The sequence below is a fragment of the Burkholderia sp. Ac-20344 genome, from assembly GCF_017104975.1.
Classification (GTDB): domain Bacteria; phylum Pseudomonadota; class Gammaproteobacteria; order Burkholderiales; family Burkholderiaceae; genus Burkholderia.
Genome location: NZ_JAAGPP010000095.1, coordinates 20,331 through 36,408, shown reverse-complemented (window position 1 = coordinate 36,408; position 16,078 = coordinate 20,331). Strand labels below are relative to the sequence as shown.

General features: G+C 62.1%; 17 protein-coding genes and 2 pseudogenes. 17 read left to right on the top strand and 2 right to left on the bottom strand.

The features are described from left to right. The 9 genes and pseudogenes from G3N64_RS40455 to G3N64_RS25650 form a co-directional block, all read left to right on the top strand. A pseudogene (locus tag G3N64_RS40455) lies at positions 1-100 on the top strand (IS110 family transposase); the annotation flags it as partial. Positions 101-221: 121 nt separating this feature from the next. After that, positions 222-938: a type IV secretion system protein gene (locus tag G3N64_RS25685; RefSeq protein WP_205786410.1), complete on the top strand. Its 717-nt coding sequence runs from the start codon at positions 222-224 to the stop codon at positions 936-938. Beyond that, positions 935-1,810 carry a TrbG/VirB9 family P-type conjugative transfer protein gene (locus G3N64_RS25680; protein WP_205786409.1) on the top strand — a complete coding sequence of 292 codons (876 nt, stop codon included), beginning with the start codon at positions 935-937 and terminating at the stop codon, positions 1,808-1,810. Before G3N64_RS25685 ends, G3N64_RS25680 begins: the two co-directional genes overlap by 4 nt. 7 nt (positions 1,811-1,817) lie before the next feature. Next, the gene (locus tag G3N64_RS25675) at positions 1,818-3,092 is read left to right on the top strand and encodes a TrbI/VirB10 family protein (RefSeq protein WP_205786408.1); all 1,275 of its coding nucleotides are present in this window, start codon (positions 1,818-1,820) and stop codon (positions 3,090-3,092) included. After that, positions 3,089-3,895 carry a transglycosylase SLT domain-containing protein gene (locus G3N64_RS25670; protein ID WP_205786407.1) on the top strand — a complete coding sequence of 269 codons (807 nt, stop codon included), beginning with the start codon at positions 3,089-3,091 and terminating at the stop codon, positions 3,893-3,895. Before G3N64_RS25675 ends, G3N64_RS25670 begins: the two co-directional genes overlap by 4 nt. Then, positions 3,892-5,157 carry a TrbG/VirB9 family P-type conjugative transfer protein gene (locus tag G3N64_RS25665; RefSeq protein WP_205786406.1) on the top strand — a complete coding sequence of 422 codons (1,266 nt, stop codon included), beginning with the start codon at positions 3,892-3,894 and terminating at the stop codon, positions 5,155-5,157. The genes G3N64_RS25670 and G3N64_RS25665 overlap by 4 nt, the downstream gene beginning before the upstream one ends. Further along, on the top strand, positions 5,157-5,579 hold the full coding sequence (locus G3N64_RS25660; RefSeq protein WP_205786415.1) for a lytic transglycosylase domain-containing protein: 423 nt from the start codon (positions 5,157-5,159) through the stop codon (positions 5,577-5,579). Before G3N64_RS25665 ends, G3N64_RS25660 begins: the two co-directional genes overlap by 1 nt. 2 nt (positions 5,580-5,581) lie before the next feature. Continuing rightward, complete coding sequence (locus tag G3N64_RS25655; protein ID WP_205786405.1) at positions 5,582-6,127, top strand: toxin co-regulated pilus biosynthesis Q family protein; 546 nt, start codon at positions 5,582-5,584, stop codon at positions 6,125-6,127. A gap of 5 nt (positions 6,128-6,132) precedes the next feature. Then, a pseudogene (locus tag G3N64_RS25650) lies at positions 6,133-6,960 on the top strand (secretin N-terminal domain-containing protein); the annotation flags it as partial. A gap of 71 nt (positions 6,961-7,031) precedes the next feature. On the opposite strand, the gene istB reads toward G3N64_RS25650, so the two are convergent. Together istB and istA are read right to left on the bottom strand one after the other, a co-directional pair. Further along, positions 7,032-7,841 carry an IS21-like element helper ATPase IstB gene (istB, locus tag G3N64_RS25645; protein ID WP_205786404.1) on the bottom strand — a complete coding sequence of 270 codons (810 nt, stop codon included), beginning with the start codon at positions 7,839-7,841 and terminating at the stop codon, positions 7,032-7,034. Then, complete coding sequence (gene istA / locus G3N64_RS25640; protein ID WP_205786414.1) at positions 7,831-9,348, bottom strand: IS21 family transposase; 1,518 nt, start codon at positions 9,346-9,348, stop codon at positions 7,831-7,833. The genes istB and istA overlap by 11 nt, the downstream gene beginning before the upstream one ends. Positions 9,349-9,472: 124 nt before the next feature. Here istA and G3N64_RS25635 point away from each other — a divergent pair, with 124 nt between their 5' ends. The 8 genes from G3N64_RS25635 to G3N64_RS39900 all read left to right on the top strand — a co-directional run bounded on the left by G3N64_RS25635 (position 9,473) and on the right by G3N64_RS39900 (position 15,793). Further along, positions 9,473-9,997, top strand: a complete 525-nt coding sequence (locus tag G3N64_RS25635; protein ID WP_205786403.1) for a hypothetical protein — start codon at positions 9,473-9,475, stop codon at positions 9,995-9,997. Continuing rightward, positions 9,985-12,306 carry an SMC family ATPase gene (locus G3N64_RS25630; RefSeq protein WP_205786402.1) on the top strand — a complete coding sequence of 774 codons (2,322 nt, stop codon included), beginning with the start codon at positions 9,985-9,987 and terminating at the stop codon, positions 12,304-12,306. Before G3N64_RS25635 ends, G3N64_RS25630 begins: the two co-directional genes overlap by 13 nt. A gap of 79 nt (positions 12,307-12,385) precedes the next feature. Then, positions 12,386-12,562, top strand: coding sequence for a hypothetical protein (locus G3N64_RS25625; protein WP_205786401.1), 177 nt, complete (start codon positions 12,386-12,388; stop codon positions 12,560-12,562). Between the two features lie 22 nt (positions 12,563-12,584). Continuing rightward, complete coding sequence (locus G3N64_RS25620; RefSeq protein WP_205786400.1) at positions 12,585-12,782, top strand: hypothetical protein; 198 nt, start codon at positions 12,585-12,587, stop codon at positions 12,780-12,782. Between the two features lie 61 nt (positions 12,783-12,843). Next, positions 12,844-13,251, top strand: coding sequence for a hypothetical protein (locus G3N64_RS25615; protein WP_205786399.1), 408 nt, complete (start codon positions 12,844-12,846; stop codon positions 13,249-13,251). A gap of 97 nt (positions 13,252-13,348) precedes the next feature. Further along, a complete protein-coding gene (locus G3N64_RS25610) occupies positions 13,349-13,912 on the top strand; it encodes a phospholipase D family protein (RefSeq protein ID WP_205786398.1) in 564 nt (187 codons plus the stop codon). 72 nt (positions 13,913-13,984) lie between these two features. Then, positions 13,985-14,791, top strand: a complete 807-nt coding sequence (locus tag G3N64_RS39905) for a phosphoadenosine phosphosulfate reductase family protein (RefSeq protein WP_241021204.1) — start codon at positions 13,985-13,987, stop codon at positions 14,789-14,791. A 57-nt stretch (positions 14,792-14,848) separates the two neighbouring features. Continuing rightward, positions 14,849-15,793, top strand: coding sequence for a hypothetical protein (locus G3N64_RS39900; RefSeq protein WP_241021203.1), 945 nt, complete (start codon positions 14,849-14,851; stop codon positions 15,791-15,793). Positions 15,794-16,078 lie beyond the last annotated feature (285 nt).

The following is a 16,078-nucleotide window of genomic DNA, read 5'->3' as shown; positions in this document are numbered from 1 at the left end:
AAAGGTCGCTCTCGTCGCATGCATGCGCAAGCTGCTCATCACGCTCAACGCCATCGCTCGAACGGGACAGCGCTGGCAAGCGGATTTCAACTGCGCATGACATGTTCGGTCTCAAGATGGTTGCTGGCGTCGCGAAAAGGTCCCTGAAATGACGGCTCTTTTCCCAAGTGCCGTTGTCGCCCCGGCTGTTCCAATTGATCCGTCCCAATTGGAACTCCGTGATGCGACTCCCCAGACTCTTTCCCCGTAACAAGAAGCAGGTCGCCCTGTCGCCGGCGCCCGGCCACTTCTCGAACGAGGATCCCGAAAAGATCATCTTCGATCAGGGGACTCGTCTGCGCGTCGAAGTCAATCACTGGAAGACCTTCTGCTTCATTCTCGCGATCATCGCGGGCGGTGCCGTCTACACCCGCCAACCGCCGCCGTCGGTCGTCCGGTCGTATGGTGTTTCGTCAGACGCCGGCGGCAACCCGCTCGTCAAGCAGTTGGCTGCATACAACCCGGACGACCAGGCGAAGCGCACGGCGATCAAGCAGGACGTCGAGCACTGGTTCACGATCGAGCCGGTCTTGACCGACGATATCCGCACGTCCCGGCTCGCCAAGAACATCAACGCAGTCAAGGCGAAGATGGTCGGCAACGCGAAGAATCAGTTCGCAACTTGGATCAGCGACGACAAGCCGTTCGACCAGATCACGACCAACCCGAAGCTCGTCCGCGAGACCAAAGTCACGAACGTGTCGCTGCTTGAGGATTCGACGGTCGTCGTCGAGTTCACGACCTCGACTCGGCAATCACCGACCGACAAGCCGGTCGACATCCGCTTCGCGTTGACGATGCGCTACCAGATCATCCCTCCGACCGCGGAAGACGTGCTGGGCACGAATCCATACGGCCTCTACTACCCGTTCTTCACCCTGCAAAAAACCGGCGCATGAAACGAACACGTTCCCTCCTGACCTGGGGCGCGCTCGCGATGGTCGCGGCGTCGGCCAATGCGTTCGCCGCGAAGAATGCAGCGAGTCTGGTTTCCCCGATCCCGAACTTCGACGTCGGCAGCATCATCGGCGATGCGATGAGCCCGGTGAATCCGTACAACTCGGGCGCGGATCCGATCACGATGCCGGGCGACGCGCGCATGGCCGTGTTTTCGTACAGCCGCGACAAGATCTTCCGTGTGATGACTGCGCCGCTGAAGCTGACGACCATCGAGCTCGAGCGTGGGGAAAGCCTGATCAGCGAGCCGGCGATGGGCGACTCGGTGCAGTGGGTTCTCGATACCGACGGCGCGAACCACGTGTACGTGAAGCCGACCAAGCCGGGCCTCGTCAACACGCTGCACCTGAGCACGAACAAGCGCGAGTACGAGCTGACGCTCGTTTCGTCGCCGCTGGGTGGTCTGTTCTATCAGAACGTGCGCTTCAACTACCCGAATTCGCTGATGACGAAGGTACGCGCGCGCGGTAACGCGGCCGGCGACGACCAGGATGCCGAACATCCTGGCCAATCTGACTCCGGCCCGATCGGCGTGTCCCCCGACAAGCTGAACTTCGAGTACTCCGTGTCCGGCACCAACTCGCTCAAGCCCGAGACAGTCTTCGACGACGGCACGTTCATCTGGATTCGGATGCCGCCGCGCACGCCGTTTGCGGTGCCGACCATCAAGGACGGTGGTGACATCGTCAGCCCGAACTTTATCCGCCGCGGCCCGTACATCGTCATCCAGCGACTGGCCGACGAGGTAAAGCTCACGCGACCGGGCGAGGAAGTGACGATCACTCGCGGCCGTCGCGGTCTGTTCGGATTCTGAGGACGGTATGGCAAAGCAGACCGATCCGACCAGCGCGGACGAGAAAGCCCTGTTCAAGGGCAAGGTCCCGCGCAACGTCATCATCGCGGTTGGCGGGATTGCGGCCGTTGCAATCGGCGCGCTGGGGTTTTATACGCAGACCCAACAAGCAAACAAGTCGGAAGAGGAGGCCCTGCGGGCCAAGCGCGAACGCGCTGCTGAAGTGGTCGACAAAAGCAATGGCAACAAGGCCGACGTCGACAAGATCATCGAAGAGCAACAGGCGGAGGCACGCCGGCGCGCAGCTGATGCAGCTGCGGCGGCCAGTGCTGCAGCTGCCGCGAACGCGAAGAAGCCGACGCTGTCGGCTGACGCGGTGTTGCCGAGCGCTGGCACGGCAGACCTCAAAGCCGCGGTCGACCAGGACAGCATCTTTGTGTCGCCGATCTTCCGGGCCGGCGTCAAGGTCAAGGAAGGACAGCCGCAGCAACCGCAGTTGCCGAACGGCATCATCTCGCCGCAACAGATGCTGTTGCAGCAGGCGGCGGCTCAGGACGCTGCGATGAAGGACGCGACGGCGCAGGCCGCACTGGCTTCGCGTGGGGGGCAGGCGGCTGGTCCCATGACCACGCAACAGCGCGATAACGCGTTCTTGCACGACGTCGCGAAGATTAGCGAGGGCGACAAGGATTTCCCGCGATCGGGCTTTGTCGGCCAGTCGACGGGCTGCACGCTGTCGCCGCCGGCAAAGATCCCAGTTCTCTCAAACGAGGAGCTCAACTCGGATCGTCCCGGCACCGCGTCGCTGACCGTCGAGACCGACGTGTACGCGAACAACGGCGATGGCCGATGCCTGGTGATTCCGTGGGGCACTACGATCGTTGCGCCGTACAGCTCGGACATTGAGCCGGGGCAGGAGTCGATTCTCGTCGCTGGCGCAGAAATGCGGCTGCCGAACGGCAAGCACGTGCCGCTGTATGGCGCGCAAGGCGCAGACGGCGACGGTGCGGCCGGATTCAGCGGCCATGTGAACAACCACTTCTGGAAGATCTATTCGACGTCTTTCCTGACCGCCATTCTGGTGAGGCGATTCTCCAGCGGCGACCAGAGCACTACGACGGGCCCGCTTGGCGTCACTCAAGTTGGCAGCACGGGCGGACAGATCGCGGCACAAACGGCGCAGTCGGTGCTCGATCGCTTCAAAAACATCCCGCCGACGATCAACTCCTCGCCGGGCGAGCGCCACTTCATGCTCAAGATCAATCGCGACATGGTGCTCGAACAGTATCGGGGGCCGCGATGATCAGGCGCATGGCATTCCTCACCGCCGTGACTGTCGCGAGCGCATGTGCGCAAGCGGCGGTGATCGCGCAGGTGATCAGCCCGGTGAGCGTCGTCATTCAAGACGGGCAGACGCGTCAGGTCGCGATGTTGCCCGGCAAGCCGGTCTATTACTGCGGCCTCGACGCGTTCGTCGAATGGGCGTCGCCCCTGATCGGGCAGACCGTGCGCAGTTCGCCAAGCACGGGCGTCACCGTATCGATCGACGGCCGCGATGTTGCGCTGGACGATCTCTTCATTGAGCGAGGCTGGCTGCAGCCGCTTGTCCTCGACGACGGCGCGCAGGCGGCGCTCGCTGAGCGGCGGGGCGGTTGGGCGTGCTCCCGCGCGGTCGTCCCGTTCGAGCTGCTGCACACGAATGTCGATCCGAAGATTCTCGCCGGGATCGCGCTGAACGAATCCAACTACCGCGGTCGCGCATGGCCGTGGACGTTGAACGTCGCGGGCCAGGGCTACTTCTTCAAGTCGCGCGAGGAAGCCTATAAGGCGATCGAACTGCTGCTCGCGCGCGAGCGCTGCAATTTCGATGTGGGCCTTATGCAGGTGAACTGGTGCTACCACGGCAAGCGCTTTGCGTCAGCGTGGGATGCGCTCGCACCCGCGACGAACGTTGCGGTCGCGGAAGCGATCCTCACCGAAAACTTCGCTCGCACCGACTCGGTCGCGAAGGCCGTCGCCTATTACCACAGCGCGAACCCCAATCCCGGTCGCTCGTACCTCGCGCGGTTCGTCCGACACCTTTCCATGATCGAGGCAGGCCTGTGAAGCACACGACCAAGACTCTCGCGTGCGCCGCATTGGCGATCGTGTGCGGGGCCGCATCGGCGGCAAATACCGATCCGTTTGATTTCGACTACGACATCCTCGGCGGCATCTCCGAGCGGCCGGCGCTCATCTTCAACGATGGGGAGAAGACCTACATCCAGCCGCGCGCGGGCCAGGTCATCGTCGCCGAGGGCGGCCATACCGAAGGCCCGTACGTGGTTGTCGAGGGTACGCCGTCATCGATCACCTACAAGGTCGGTGCCCACTCGGCCACGGCCCGCTGGAAGAAGGCGAACACGTTCATCGGTGGGAGCGGCGCACTGGCTGCGATGAAAGACGATCAGCCGGCCGGCTTCGATGGCTTCACCAACCGGCTCGTGATGATCGGTACGCGCTCCGCGCTTGCACCTGTCCGCGCTCTTCACGCGTCGATGACGGTTGGCGGCTTCGTCAAGGCGCTCGTTCCGCAGGGCTGGACGGGGTCGGCGCAGAAAGACGTGGACCTGACGACTTCCGAGCAGTTCGGCACGCGTGAGGGCGAAAACTGGATGCAGGCGCTTGATCGCTTGATGACGCAAACCGGGCTGTATGCCGACGTCGATTTCGGTGCGCGACATGTGCGTTTGCATCGCGACGCGCCGAAATCTGCCGCGCTGAACTACGCGTCGTCGGGCCGTGATGTGGACGAGGCCGGGTTGAACAGCGTTGTCGCGCGCGTCACGGCCGAACCGCCGCCGGTGTCTCGCTTGGCTGAACGCTTCGGCGCGCAGGCGATCCGGGACGGCGACGGCACGCACATGCAGATCCGCTTCACGTCGAAGCCGGCCAAGACCGTCACGTTCAAGGCGCCCGATGGGAAGGTGCTGCGCACGAGCTGGGATGACACCACGAGCGTGCTGACGATTGATCGGGCAGAGCGCTTTGTGGTTGCTGACGAGTCGAACCGCGTCGAGGTCATGCGTGATGCGAAGACCGTATACGACTTCGATTTGCCGAACGCGGCAAAGCTCGAGGCGGTGTTCGATCGAGAAGGTCGCACGTACTTCAAGTTCGCTGAGTCGGTCGTTCGGGTCGGTGTGACGGACACACGAAACCTGGGCATCGGCGAGCAGAAGGGGCGTTACTTCATGTTCGAAGGCACGTCCGATCTGTTCACGGTCACAGCCGACGGCAACACGATCCACGTCAAGCGTCGCAAGGAGGTGGTCTACCGCGAAGTACCGGCCGCCACCCTGCAGGCGAACGGAGGGCCGACCTCGTGATGCGCATCGTACCGATCGTAGCGGCGGTGTTGGCGTTCACTGCAGTGCCGAGTCGCGCGGATTGTCTTGACGACGCGGCGACCTTCCATCGCGTGAATCCGCGGCTGCTGCGCGTGATCGCGCAGCACGAGTCCGGGATGCGCCCGGGCGCCGTGAACAGGAACACGAATGGCAGCGAGGACATTGGCCTCATGCAGATCAACACGTCGTGGCTGCCGACGCTGGCGCGCTACGGCATCCGCCGCGAGCACCTCTTCAACGGCTGCGTCAGCGCCTACGTGGGTGCGTGGATCCTCGCGTCGAACGTGCGTCGCTTCGGGCCGAACTGGAAAGCGGTCGGTGCCTATAACGCTGTGACGCCGTCCAAGCAGCTCGTCTACGCCAGCGCGATCTATCGCCGCTTTATGCAACAGGGCCGGTAACCATGCAGAAGACACATTCGAATCAGGCGCGGGTTCGCGCGATCGTTGCGGCGGCGCTGGCCGTGTTGAACATCGCGGCACACGCTGCGACCGATCCCGTCACCAAATCCATCGACACCGACGGCTGGCAGGTGCTTGCCTCTGCGCCGAAAGCGGCGCCGGCGGTTGCAGAGAGCCCGAAGCAGGCGCAGCTGCAGCCGACGCCGGCGAGCACAACCGCGGCCGCGTCGACCGACGTCGCCGCCGTCGTTCTGCCGGGCGCAGGTGCCCCGATCGCGAGCGGTACGCTGACCTTCTCTGTCACGCCGGCGGACGTAAATCTGCGCGACGCGCTTGACCGCTGGCTGCAGCAGCAGGGTTGGCAACTGGCGTGGAAGATCGACGACGACCTGCCGCTGGAGTTCAACGCGTCCTTCAGTGGCGACTTCACCTCCGTGCTGCAGCAGGTGATGAAGGCCACGAACCACATGCGCACGCCGACGCGCGCGTGCCGCCACTCGAATAACGTCATCCGCGTGATCGCACGCGCGGGCAATTGCCAGGATTGAGAACTATGCGTGTTCACCTTTTGAAATCTGCCGTCGCGATCGCGGCCGCGTTGATGGCCGCTGGCTGCGCCGTGACGCAGCAGGACGTCAACGACAGCTACGACGCCGCTCACCGCACGATCTCGGACGCGCTCGGTAAGGGGCCGGCCCCAATGGCGCTGGTCGAGGACGTGCCCACCGCGTTCCTGGGTGACCGGCTGGTGCCGCTCGCCTACGAGGCGACACTGCCCGCCGTGTTCCGCGACAAGACGGTCACATTGCCCGCGAACCTCGGCATCAAGCAGATCGCCACGCTGATTTCGACGGCGACGGGCTATCCGGTGCATCTGAGCCCGGACGTGTTCGTACCGCGCGACTCGCTGGTGCCCGGCCAAACCGAGTCGAAGGGGCAGAACAACGGCACCCGAACCGAAGAGCCGATCTACCGCCAGGCGTTCTCGGGCAAGACCGGCATGTATATGCGGAACATGACGACCGACCTGGGACTCGACTGGTCGTTCGACGGCAGCACGATCAACGTGAACCGGTTCGTCACCCGCATGTACCAGATCGCCGCGATCCCGGGCAAGGTGTCGATCAAGTCGACGATGAGCAAGGGGATGGACACGTCGACCGGCAATCAGTCGGGTAGCGGCGGTGGCGGCAGCTCGGGCGGCAACACCGGGTCGTTCTCGGCGCAAACGTCGACTGGTCGCGAAGGTGACTTCGATCAGATTGCCGCAATCACGGCGGAGATCGACAAGCTGAAATCGCCGATGGGCCGCGTGAGCGTGAACCCGCAGAGCCGCCTGGTGATGGTGTACGACACCAAGGAAGCCGCGGACAACATCGGCTGTTGATGTTCATCCGAAACTGACCCACTTTTTTCATCTAAAACTGACCCACCCCTCAAACATCAGAAACACTAGTTTGGTGCGTCAATCTCCTCGTTTTCTGCGGGTTTGCTCGTTGTTTTTCTTGGGGCAGCCCGCTTTGTGGGCTGCCCCGCCGTGCTGTTCTTGAAGCGCCACGAATCATTCCCCGTTTCGACTATGTGGCAGTGGTGCGTTAGGCGGTCGAGTAGGGCCGTCGTCATCTTCGCATCGCCGAAGACGTTCGACCACTCGGTAAAGCTCAGATTGGTCGTAACGATGATGCTCGTCCTCTCATAAAGCTTCGAGAACAGATGGAAGAGCAAGGCCCCGCCTGTTTGCGTGAAGGGTAGATAGCCAAGCTCATCGAGGATCACGGCGTCAACGTACATCAGTCGATTCGCGATCTGTCCCGCCTTGCCCGCTGCTTTCTCAAGTTCTAGCTGATTGACCAGCTCCACGGTTGTAAAGAAGCGGACGCGCTTGGCGTGTTGCTGCACGGCCTCAATACCAAACGCGGTCGCGAGGTGTGTCTTGCCAGTGCCAGGACCACCGATAAAGACGATGTTCTGTGCCGACTCGCAGAACTTGATCGTGTGCAGTTCCCGCACCAGATTTTCATCAAGGTTTGACTGACTGAAGTCGAAGTTGGCGATGTCTCGATGAGCGGGGAATCGCGCAGCCGTCATCTGATAGTTGATCGAACGGACCGCTCGCTCCGCGATCTCTGCTTTCAACAAGGCTTGCATGAACGCCTCCGGAGCAAAGTCGCTGTGTCTCGCCTGAGCCAGCAGTTCCGGCCACGTTTGGGCCATACCGTGCAGCTTCAACGCCCTCAGCTGGGCGGCAGTTTCATTCGACATGACCATCCTCCTCGTTTGGGCGTGGGCGGAGCTGTTCGTAGCGGTGAACGTCAGCTAATGGCTCGATTTGCAACGTCAGTGCGGTTTTGACCTTCTCGCCCTTGCGGGCTGGTGGGGATTTGAGCCGGGCAAGGATATTCAACACGTGCTCCCCGCTGGGGCGGCCTGACTCTAAAGCCAGCTCAACCGCAACTAACACGGCGTCGAGGCCGTGAATCGGGGTTGCGGCCAACACTTGAACCATTACGCGATCGCCACCTTCTTGTCGTAGGAGGTGACGCTGCAGGCGCAGCATTGGCTCGGGCATGGTTAGGAACGGTGCACCGTTCCTTAATGCACCGGGTTTCCGCGTTACTAGATTGACGTAGTGGCGCCAGTCGTAGAACGTCTGGTAGCGGTCAAAGCTCCGAGTATGTCGGGCGATTTCTGCGCCATCTGCCACGATGCTCAGGAAGGCCGGATACGTACGCAAGCTGACGACGTGGTTCGCATACTCGGTCGGCACGCTGTAGCGATTGCGCTGGAAGTGGATCAGGCTGGTTGCTGATACCCGCACCGGCTGCTCGATGTAGCCGTCGAAGGGCTTCGGGTTTTGCATCAACCGCGGCTGTTCGTCTTGCAGTGCTTCTGCCACCGTCAACTCAGGCCATTGAGGATGCCTCAGTTCGTGCCATGCCTGACGGCAGCGCTCCGCTAGCCATATATTAAGGACATCGAGTGACTCCCAACGCATCCGGATTGCCTCATGCCAGATCTGGCGACGACGATCCTGAACGTTTTTCTCGACGACTCCTTTCTCCCAGCCAGCGGCTCGATTGCAGAATTCGGGCTCGAACAGGTAGTGGTTGCACATTGCATGGAAACGAGCGTTGATCGCCCGCTCCTTGCCGGGGCCAACTTTGTCGACCGCAGTTTTCATGTTGTCGTAAATGCCGCGACGCGGCACTCCGCCGAACGCGACGAAGGCGCGGGCGTGCGCATCGAACAACATTTCGTGACTTTGGGTGTGGTACCCAACCAGCCAGAATGCCCGGCTTGCAGCGAGCTTTACATGTGCCACTTCGAGGCGCCGGCGCAGCCCACAGATGAAGACGTATTCGCAGCTCCAGTCAAACTGGAACGCATCCCCATATTCGAATGACATAGGCACGAACGCACCGCGCTGCGGACCTTCATCCCGCTCCTGTTTCCAGCTCCTCACGAATGCGCAGACGCGTTGATAGCTCCCGTCGTAGCCAGCAGCGCGCAACTCCTCGTACATCTGTGTTGCTGTCCGCCGATCCCGTTTCGGACGGCGTGAGTCAGCAATCAACCACTGACGCAGTTGTTCTGCCCAAGCGTCGATCACGCTCTTGCTGGCACGTTTCGGATACTTTGGCTCGCCAGTGGACGGCTCTCGAAGCCATCGTCGGATCGTGTTTCTGGACAGCCCGGTACGTCGAGAAATGTCCCGGAGAGGGACGCCATCGCGGAAGTGCATCCGCCGGATTTTGGCCAACATGCTCACCGTAATCACTCCGGTTCTCCTGCTTGGCGTCCCAAGCAGGCATTCGAACATGTGGGTCAATTTTCGATGAAAAAACTTGCTGCAAACGGGTCAGTTTTGGTCGGCTATCAACAGGAGTGTGCTCATGTTTGGTCTCTATCCTGCTGGTGTCCGTTGGGCCCAGACCTTTACCGCGTCGACCGACGCGAAATCGCTGCAGAAGCTTCTCGTCGAACATGGCGGATGCACGGCGGCACTTTTCCACCAACCGTTCGGTGTCCAGCGAGGCGCCGTCATCGCGCAACGCGATGGTCTGTTCGTGATGGCCCATGCGATCGAAGCCGACGAGGCTGAGATCGTCGTTACACCGGGCGTCGAGCTGCAGAACCTGTTGTGGTCGTTCGACTCGGGGTACTCGGGTCAATGGTCCGGCCGCGAGCTGCAGATTCTCACGGGTTGTCCCGATTGGGATTCGGTGCTCAAGCAGACGTCGGACGTGTTCCGTCGGCTCTGTGGAATCGTGGAGGCAGCGGTTGCCGGCACGTTGGGCAAGCCGGCTTCCCGGCCTGAGCCGACGCTCGCCGTCGATGACGACGAAATCCCGTTTTTCTTTCCCGATGAATATTCGCAGCCCATCTCACTTTCGGAGATCCAGTCATGCGACCTCTGAGACTGCTGCTCGAAGGGTTCACTGGCGTCCGGGACGGGATGAAGCGCGACAGCGTGGAACTCGATCTGGAGTCGTTGCCCAATGGGTTGATCGCGTTGACGGGGCCGAACGGCGCCGGCAAGACGACGATCATGGACAACCTGCACCCGTACCGAATCATGCCGTCGCGCGCGTCGAAGCTGTCCGTTGATGCGTTCTCGTACTGGGATCACGTCTGCGGCGTGCAGGCGCGTAAGGAGTTCGAATGGGAGCACGACGGCCTGCGCTATCGGTCGACCTTCGCATTCCGCAAGCCGGGCAAGACGGGCAAAGCGGATTACTTCCTGTTCTATCGCTCGATGGACGGGGAGTGGCGGCCGGTCTCGCTTCCGGATGGCACCGTGTCGGACGGTAAGAGCGAAACCTACGATCGATGTGTTGACGCGATCTGCGGCTCGCTTGAATCGTTTTTCACGAGCGTGTTCTCGGCACAGAACCGACGACCGCTCGCGTCCTACGGCGCGACCGAGATCAAGGCGCTCCTCGCGGAGCTGTTGAAGATCGATCACCTTCGTGCGTTGTCGACGAAAGCTGCCGATGTCGCGAAAGTACTCGGCCGGCAACTCGGTGTGGTGCAGCAGGACCTCACCGCGTTCTCTGGCAAGCGCGAGCGTGTCGAAGAGATGCGCAAGGCCATCGCAACCGACGCAGCTGATATCGCCGCGGCACGGGAAAAGCGTACGACCGCCCAAGCGGAGATCGCCACGCTGACGCAACAGCACGCCGTGCTCGTTGCCAAGCAAGGCGAGAACGCTGGCACGGCGGCGCGTTTGGGTGAACTCGGTGCGCGGCGCGGTGAGGTGCAGGTCTCGCTTCAGACGTTGGAGCGAGACAAGCAGGTCGAAGAGAAGCGCTTCATGCAACGCGCAGCGGCGCTGCGCGAGACCATCGCAGGCCACGCAGCTGTCGTTCGGCAAGCCGACCTGATCCGCGGTGCCGCGGCTGCCCGCGACGAAGCCCAGCTTTGTCTCGGAAAGGCCGAAGCACTGGTCCAGCCCCTACAGCAGGCGATCGACGAGCTTGATGCGAAGCGGTTGCGCGCGGCGACTGTCGAGTCGACGCTCTCCGGGTTGGAATCGGAGGGTACGACAAAGGCAGTCCTGATTCGGAACCTGACCGAGCAATCGTCGGTGGTCGGGTCGGTGCCGTGCGCAGGGCTGGATATCCATGCGACGTGCCCGCTGCTCGCGCAAGCGAGGAGTGCAGCGCATCAAGTGGACGTTCAAACCGTCTCGCTGATGGATCTCCGGACGCGCTATCGACAACACAAGTCGGAGCTGGACCAACTTGCGCCGGCCGTCGCAACGCTGTCGGTGAAGCGTACCGAGCTTCAGCGTGTGAACGCGGAAGTCACGGCCGCACGTCAGGCGCTTCAGCGTGCGACCGAGCTTGGTGCCCGGAAGCCCTTGCTGGACGCTGCCGAGGCGGGGCTGACGAAGGCCCATGCCGAACTGGAATCGCTCGATGTAGAGCGCAACGAGGCGACCGCCCGTCGGGAGACGGAGTCGACGCGCCTTAATGGGCTGTTGCGTGAGGTCGAAGCGGAGGTGTCGCGCCTGGCGGCGGTCGATGTGACGCAAGCGATTGCGGACGTCGATGGTCAGTTGGTCGCCCGTCGCGATCTTTGCACGGGACTGGATGCGCGGATCGAAGCATTGATCCGGAGCCAGGCGACACGCGAAGCAACGATTGCCGTTCTCGAGCGTGAGCTGGAGGGGTTTTCGGCGACGCAGGCGCTCGCAGAGCGCATCTCCGACGAGATCGCGAAGTGGAAGCTGCTCGCGAAAGGGCTGGGTAACGACGGCGTGATCGCGTTGACGATCGACGACGCGGGCCCGGCACTGACGCAGAAGGTGAATGACCTGCTGCTCGCGTGCTACGGCACGCGATTCACGGTCGAGATCCAGACCCAGCGCACCTTGGCCAATGGTGAAACGCGCGAGGGCTTCGAAATCCTCGTGCACGACGCCGAAAACGACAGCAGCAAGGGGGTCGGCGTGATGTCGGGTGGTCAGAAGGTGTGGATCAACGAAAGCCTGACACGTGGAGTCGCTCTGTATATCGCGGGCAACGCGGGACAGCCGTACGAGACGCTCTTCAGCGACGAGTCGGATGGACCGCTTGATCCCGATCGCAAGGTGCAGTTCATGCGCATGAAGCGCGAGGTTCTGCGTCAGGGAGGGTATTCGCGGGAGTTCTTCATCTCGCAAACGCCAGACCTGATTGCGGAGGCCGACGCCGTCATCGACGTGGCCGCACTCGCGAGGTAGTGCAGCACACATTTTTAACCCTGGTGGGGAACGTTCCCCACAGGGGCGTTCCTCGCCTTTTTTCTTTCCGAGGAACGCAATGAAACTGAAGTCCAAATCGGCTGCGCTGGTTCGAAGCCTGACGGTCTCGATCCGTCCGAAGCCCACTCGCATGGGAACGGAGCACGTCTACGAGCTGAACGGCTCGCGCCTGCGCGACGTGCTCATCGACGGGCGCTGGGTAACGGTGGCGGCTACGGCCGTCGTCGCGTCCTGAACCGTCGACGGAGGAAGGTTCGATGAACGATCTGACGAATCTGGTGATGCTGTTGATTGCGATGCACGGCGGCGGCGAGCCGCCGGCGTCTGCCTACCGCTACGCAGTGGTTGCGCAGGCCGCCGCCGAAAGGCGGCAGCCCATGAGAACGGATGCGGTCATCTGCAAGGATGGCCAAGTCCACACCTTTCCGGCAGGGCATCCGAAGCCCTGCATCTGAACCCCTGAACGTCGGCCCCATTCTCGAGAGAGAGCGGGGCCGCTTTTTTTGAGACCCCTGAATGCCACTTTTGAATATTGATCTGGCGCATCTCGCGTCGGACATCTTGCCGGAAGGTGCTCGCGATTCGTTCTACGCGATGTCAGTCCGGGCGCGCTTGGCCACCCTCGCCATTGCTTCGGAGGGAGCCGGTAACACGTCGGTGCGCGATGTTGCACTGCACGCGTTGTCGGTGATTGACATGCCGGCGTACGTGGGGATTTCGGCGATCCGGACTGCGCTTCAATCCAGCAGCGCGCTTCTGCGCAGTCCCGTCGATCGCTTTGGCTTTCTCGTCGCAGTCGCCAGTTCGACTGTCCCGCAGAAGGAAGGATTTGCCGAGTACACCAAGTGGCCGCGGAAGGAGTGTGATCGCTGGCTTCTGACCGTAACCGCCCGTGATGTGGCGAAAGCACTGGCGAGCCGCTAGCTCACTCGCCAGTTCGCGTCGATGGCGCATCTGAAGGTCACGCTCACGGAACGTGAGCAAGGTCGTTCCTTTAGTTTTCTTACCTATGGAGATCATTATGAAGAAGCAAATCGGTTGGGCGGTTCTGGTGGCGTGGTTGTGCTGTTGTGTATCGATCGCCCTAACTAGGCGTGCGCACGCGCAACCCGTGCCGCAGATCGAAGTTGCGTTCTCGCCGGATGGCGGAGCGGAGAGTCTCGTGCTTCGCACCATTGCCTCTGCCCGTCAGTCGATTCGAGTGCTGGCCTACTCGTTCACCGCGCCCACGGTAACGCGCGCGCTCATCACCGCGAAGCGTCGCGGCGTTGACGTCGCGGTCACTGTCGACGCGCGCAGCAACTTCGACGAGGACCGTAGCGGCCGCGCTCGTGCTGCCCTCGGCGCGCTCGCATACGCCGATATTCCGGTTCGCGTCGTGAGCGCTTATCCGGCAACCCACTCGAAATATTTCGTTGTCGATGAGGCGACAGTCGAGACCGGCAGCTACAACTATTCGCAACAGGCGGCCCGGTACAACGCGGAAAACGTCATCGTGGTGCGAGGTGACACCCGTGTCGCCGATGCGTACCTGAAGAACTGGGAGGCGGTGTCGGCGCGCGGCGAACTGTATCGCGCGCCCTGATTGTTTCATTTCTCTCAACCCACGCGGGAACAGCTCCCGCGTGGGGCTGTTCCCGCGATTCTGGAGCAGCACATGTTTTCTGAAATTCTGGTGAAAATGGAGGCGGCAATCGACGCGCTCGTCGCGTTGATTCGACAGGGGTACACACTCTCGAACGCGTTGAGCGGGGGCAAGGACTCGACCTGCACGGCGATCCTCATGTTGGAGGCGGTGCGGCGCGCCGGCGCCGAGGTGTCGCGCGAGCATTTCGTGACTAGTGCGGACACGACGATCGAAAATCCGAGCATGCACTGGCACTTGCAGGCCATGCTTGACGAGATCCGAGATGCTTATGCGGCCTCTGGCGCGCCGGTATCGGTGCACGTTGCGAAGCCGTCCCTGTCGTCGCAGTTTGTTGTCGCGACGATTGGCCGCGGCACGCTTCCCCGCACTCCGGAGAACGGCGTGAAGAACGGGAAGCGGATACGTGCCTGCGCTGCTGACTGGAAGGTCGACCCGCAAAACCGAATGCGTGTCTCGCTCGAGCGATCGGCGGCCGCCGGAGGCGGTCGCGAAGTGGTCACCGTGCTTGGCAATCGGTTCAGCGAAAGCGGCACTCGGTCTGCGGCGATGATCGGTCGTTGTGAGAGCGCGCTGAAGCCCGTTCGAAACGCGGACGGCTATCTGACGCTCTCGCCGATCGCGGAATGGTCGACCGACTGCGTGTGGTCGATGCTTGCGCTCTTCGGGGAGGGTGCCGACAGACCTTTCCCGTCGCTGGTGTCCGGCGAGTCGGTACGGCGCCTGTCGGAGTTGTACCGCGCTGGAAACGAGGGGACGTGTGGCGTGATTCTCGGCGAGGGCGGTGCGCGGTCGCCGTGCGGCAGCCGATTTGGTTGAGCATTTTGTTGCGTGACTGGCGAACGTGATCGCTCGATGGAGTCAATGGTGAGGGAGGTGGATCACCAGCATCTGGAGGGCCTGAATCGATTCCGGAACTACCTGGTCGCGGTGCAGTGGGATCTCCGCCGTCGCGAGCTCGTTGGTCGGAAGCTGAGCGATGCCGGGTACCTGGCGGTAAAGCCGGACGTCCTGTCGTATATGGAACGCGTCCGACTGCTGCAGTACCTGCACACGCTCGACGTGCTTGAAGTCGAACGGGCCGAGCGGCATGAGGGAGCGTTGGCTGCGGGCGAGATCCCTGACACGCCGGAGAACCGGGCGCTTTGTGACGTGCAGTTCGAGATGGTCACGCCGGCGCAACTGGTGGCGATCGATTTCTACCTCTCGATGCACCACTATGCGCCGCACGCCTTTCCGGCGCTTTCGGTCTGGTTCGACGTGCGTCGGCTCGGGCGACGATACCCCGTCCCCGTCCCCGTCCTCGAGCCGTTGGCGAAGATCGACATCCCGCACCACGGGTGGTTCTTCGTCGGCGCGTACGATGCCGAGGTGCCCACGGATGGGCTTCGCGACTATGCCGCGGAGCAGTGGAATCGTTACACCCATCCGGGGCGGCCGAGCCGCTATGCGCGCACGAAGTCTGGCGAGCAGATCGTCTATTTCGAAGAGAGTGACCAGTTCGAGGTGGACAGCGAGGCAGCATGCGCATTCGTGACCTGCAGCTTCGATGCTGGCTGGTCGGTGAAGGCGCAGCTGCATTCGGGGATGGAGTCGGCCCGTTTCTGGTTGAACGAAGGGATCGTGCGCCTGCCGGCCGGGATGGCCGGTCGGTATCAGGAGATGGCGAAGCGAGGGCAGTATTTCGCCCACCTCGCCGAGCGACACAACCTGACCCCGGAAGAGCTGGACCGATTTCTCGTCGACAATGCGATCTCTGACTCCGAGCACCGTACGACGCTGAATCTGGCGCCGGTCGATCTGTTCTCGCAGGCCGCATGACGGAAAGTATTCTTCGACACAGCCCGGCACTCACGTGCCGGGCTTTTTTTTCGTCAGCTGCCTTCGGATCGAGTCTTACATCCCGAGTGTGTAAGCATGGATGATCGCGTAAATGTGATACACGCAAGTCAAAGCCATTGCGGTAGTCATCTTCCGGTCGCTTCGACGGGCCGGCGACTGATCGCTGATAAACACCATTGCCTCAAGCGCTGCGCGTGCCAGGTCAAGTATGGACTTCATTGTGTGATTCCTCTCCACGTATAGGGCACGAAGTGCGCCCTCTCA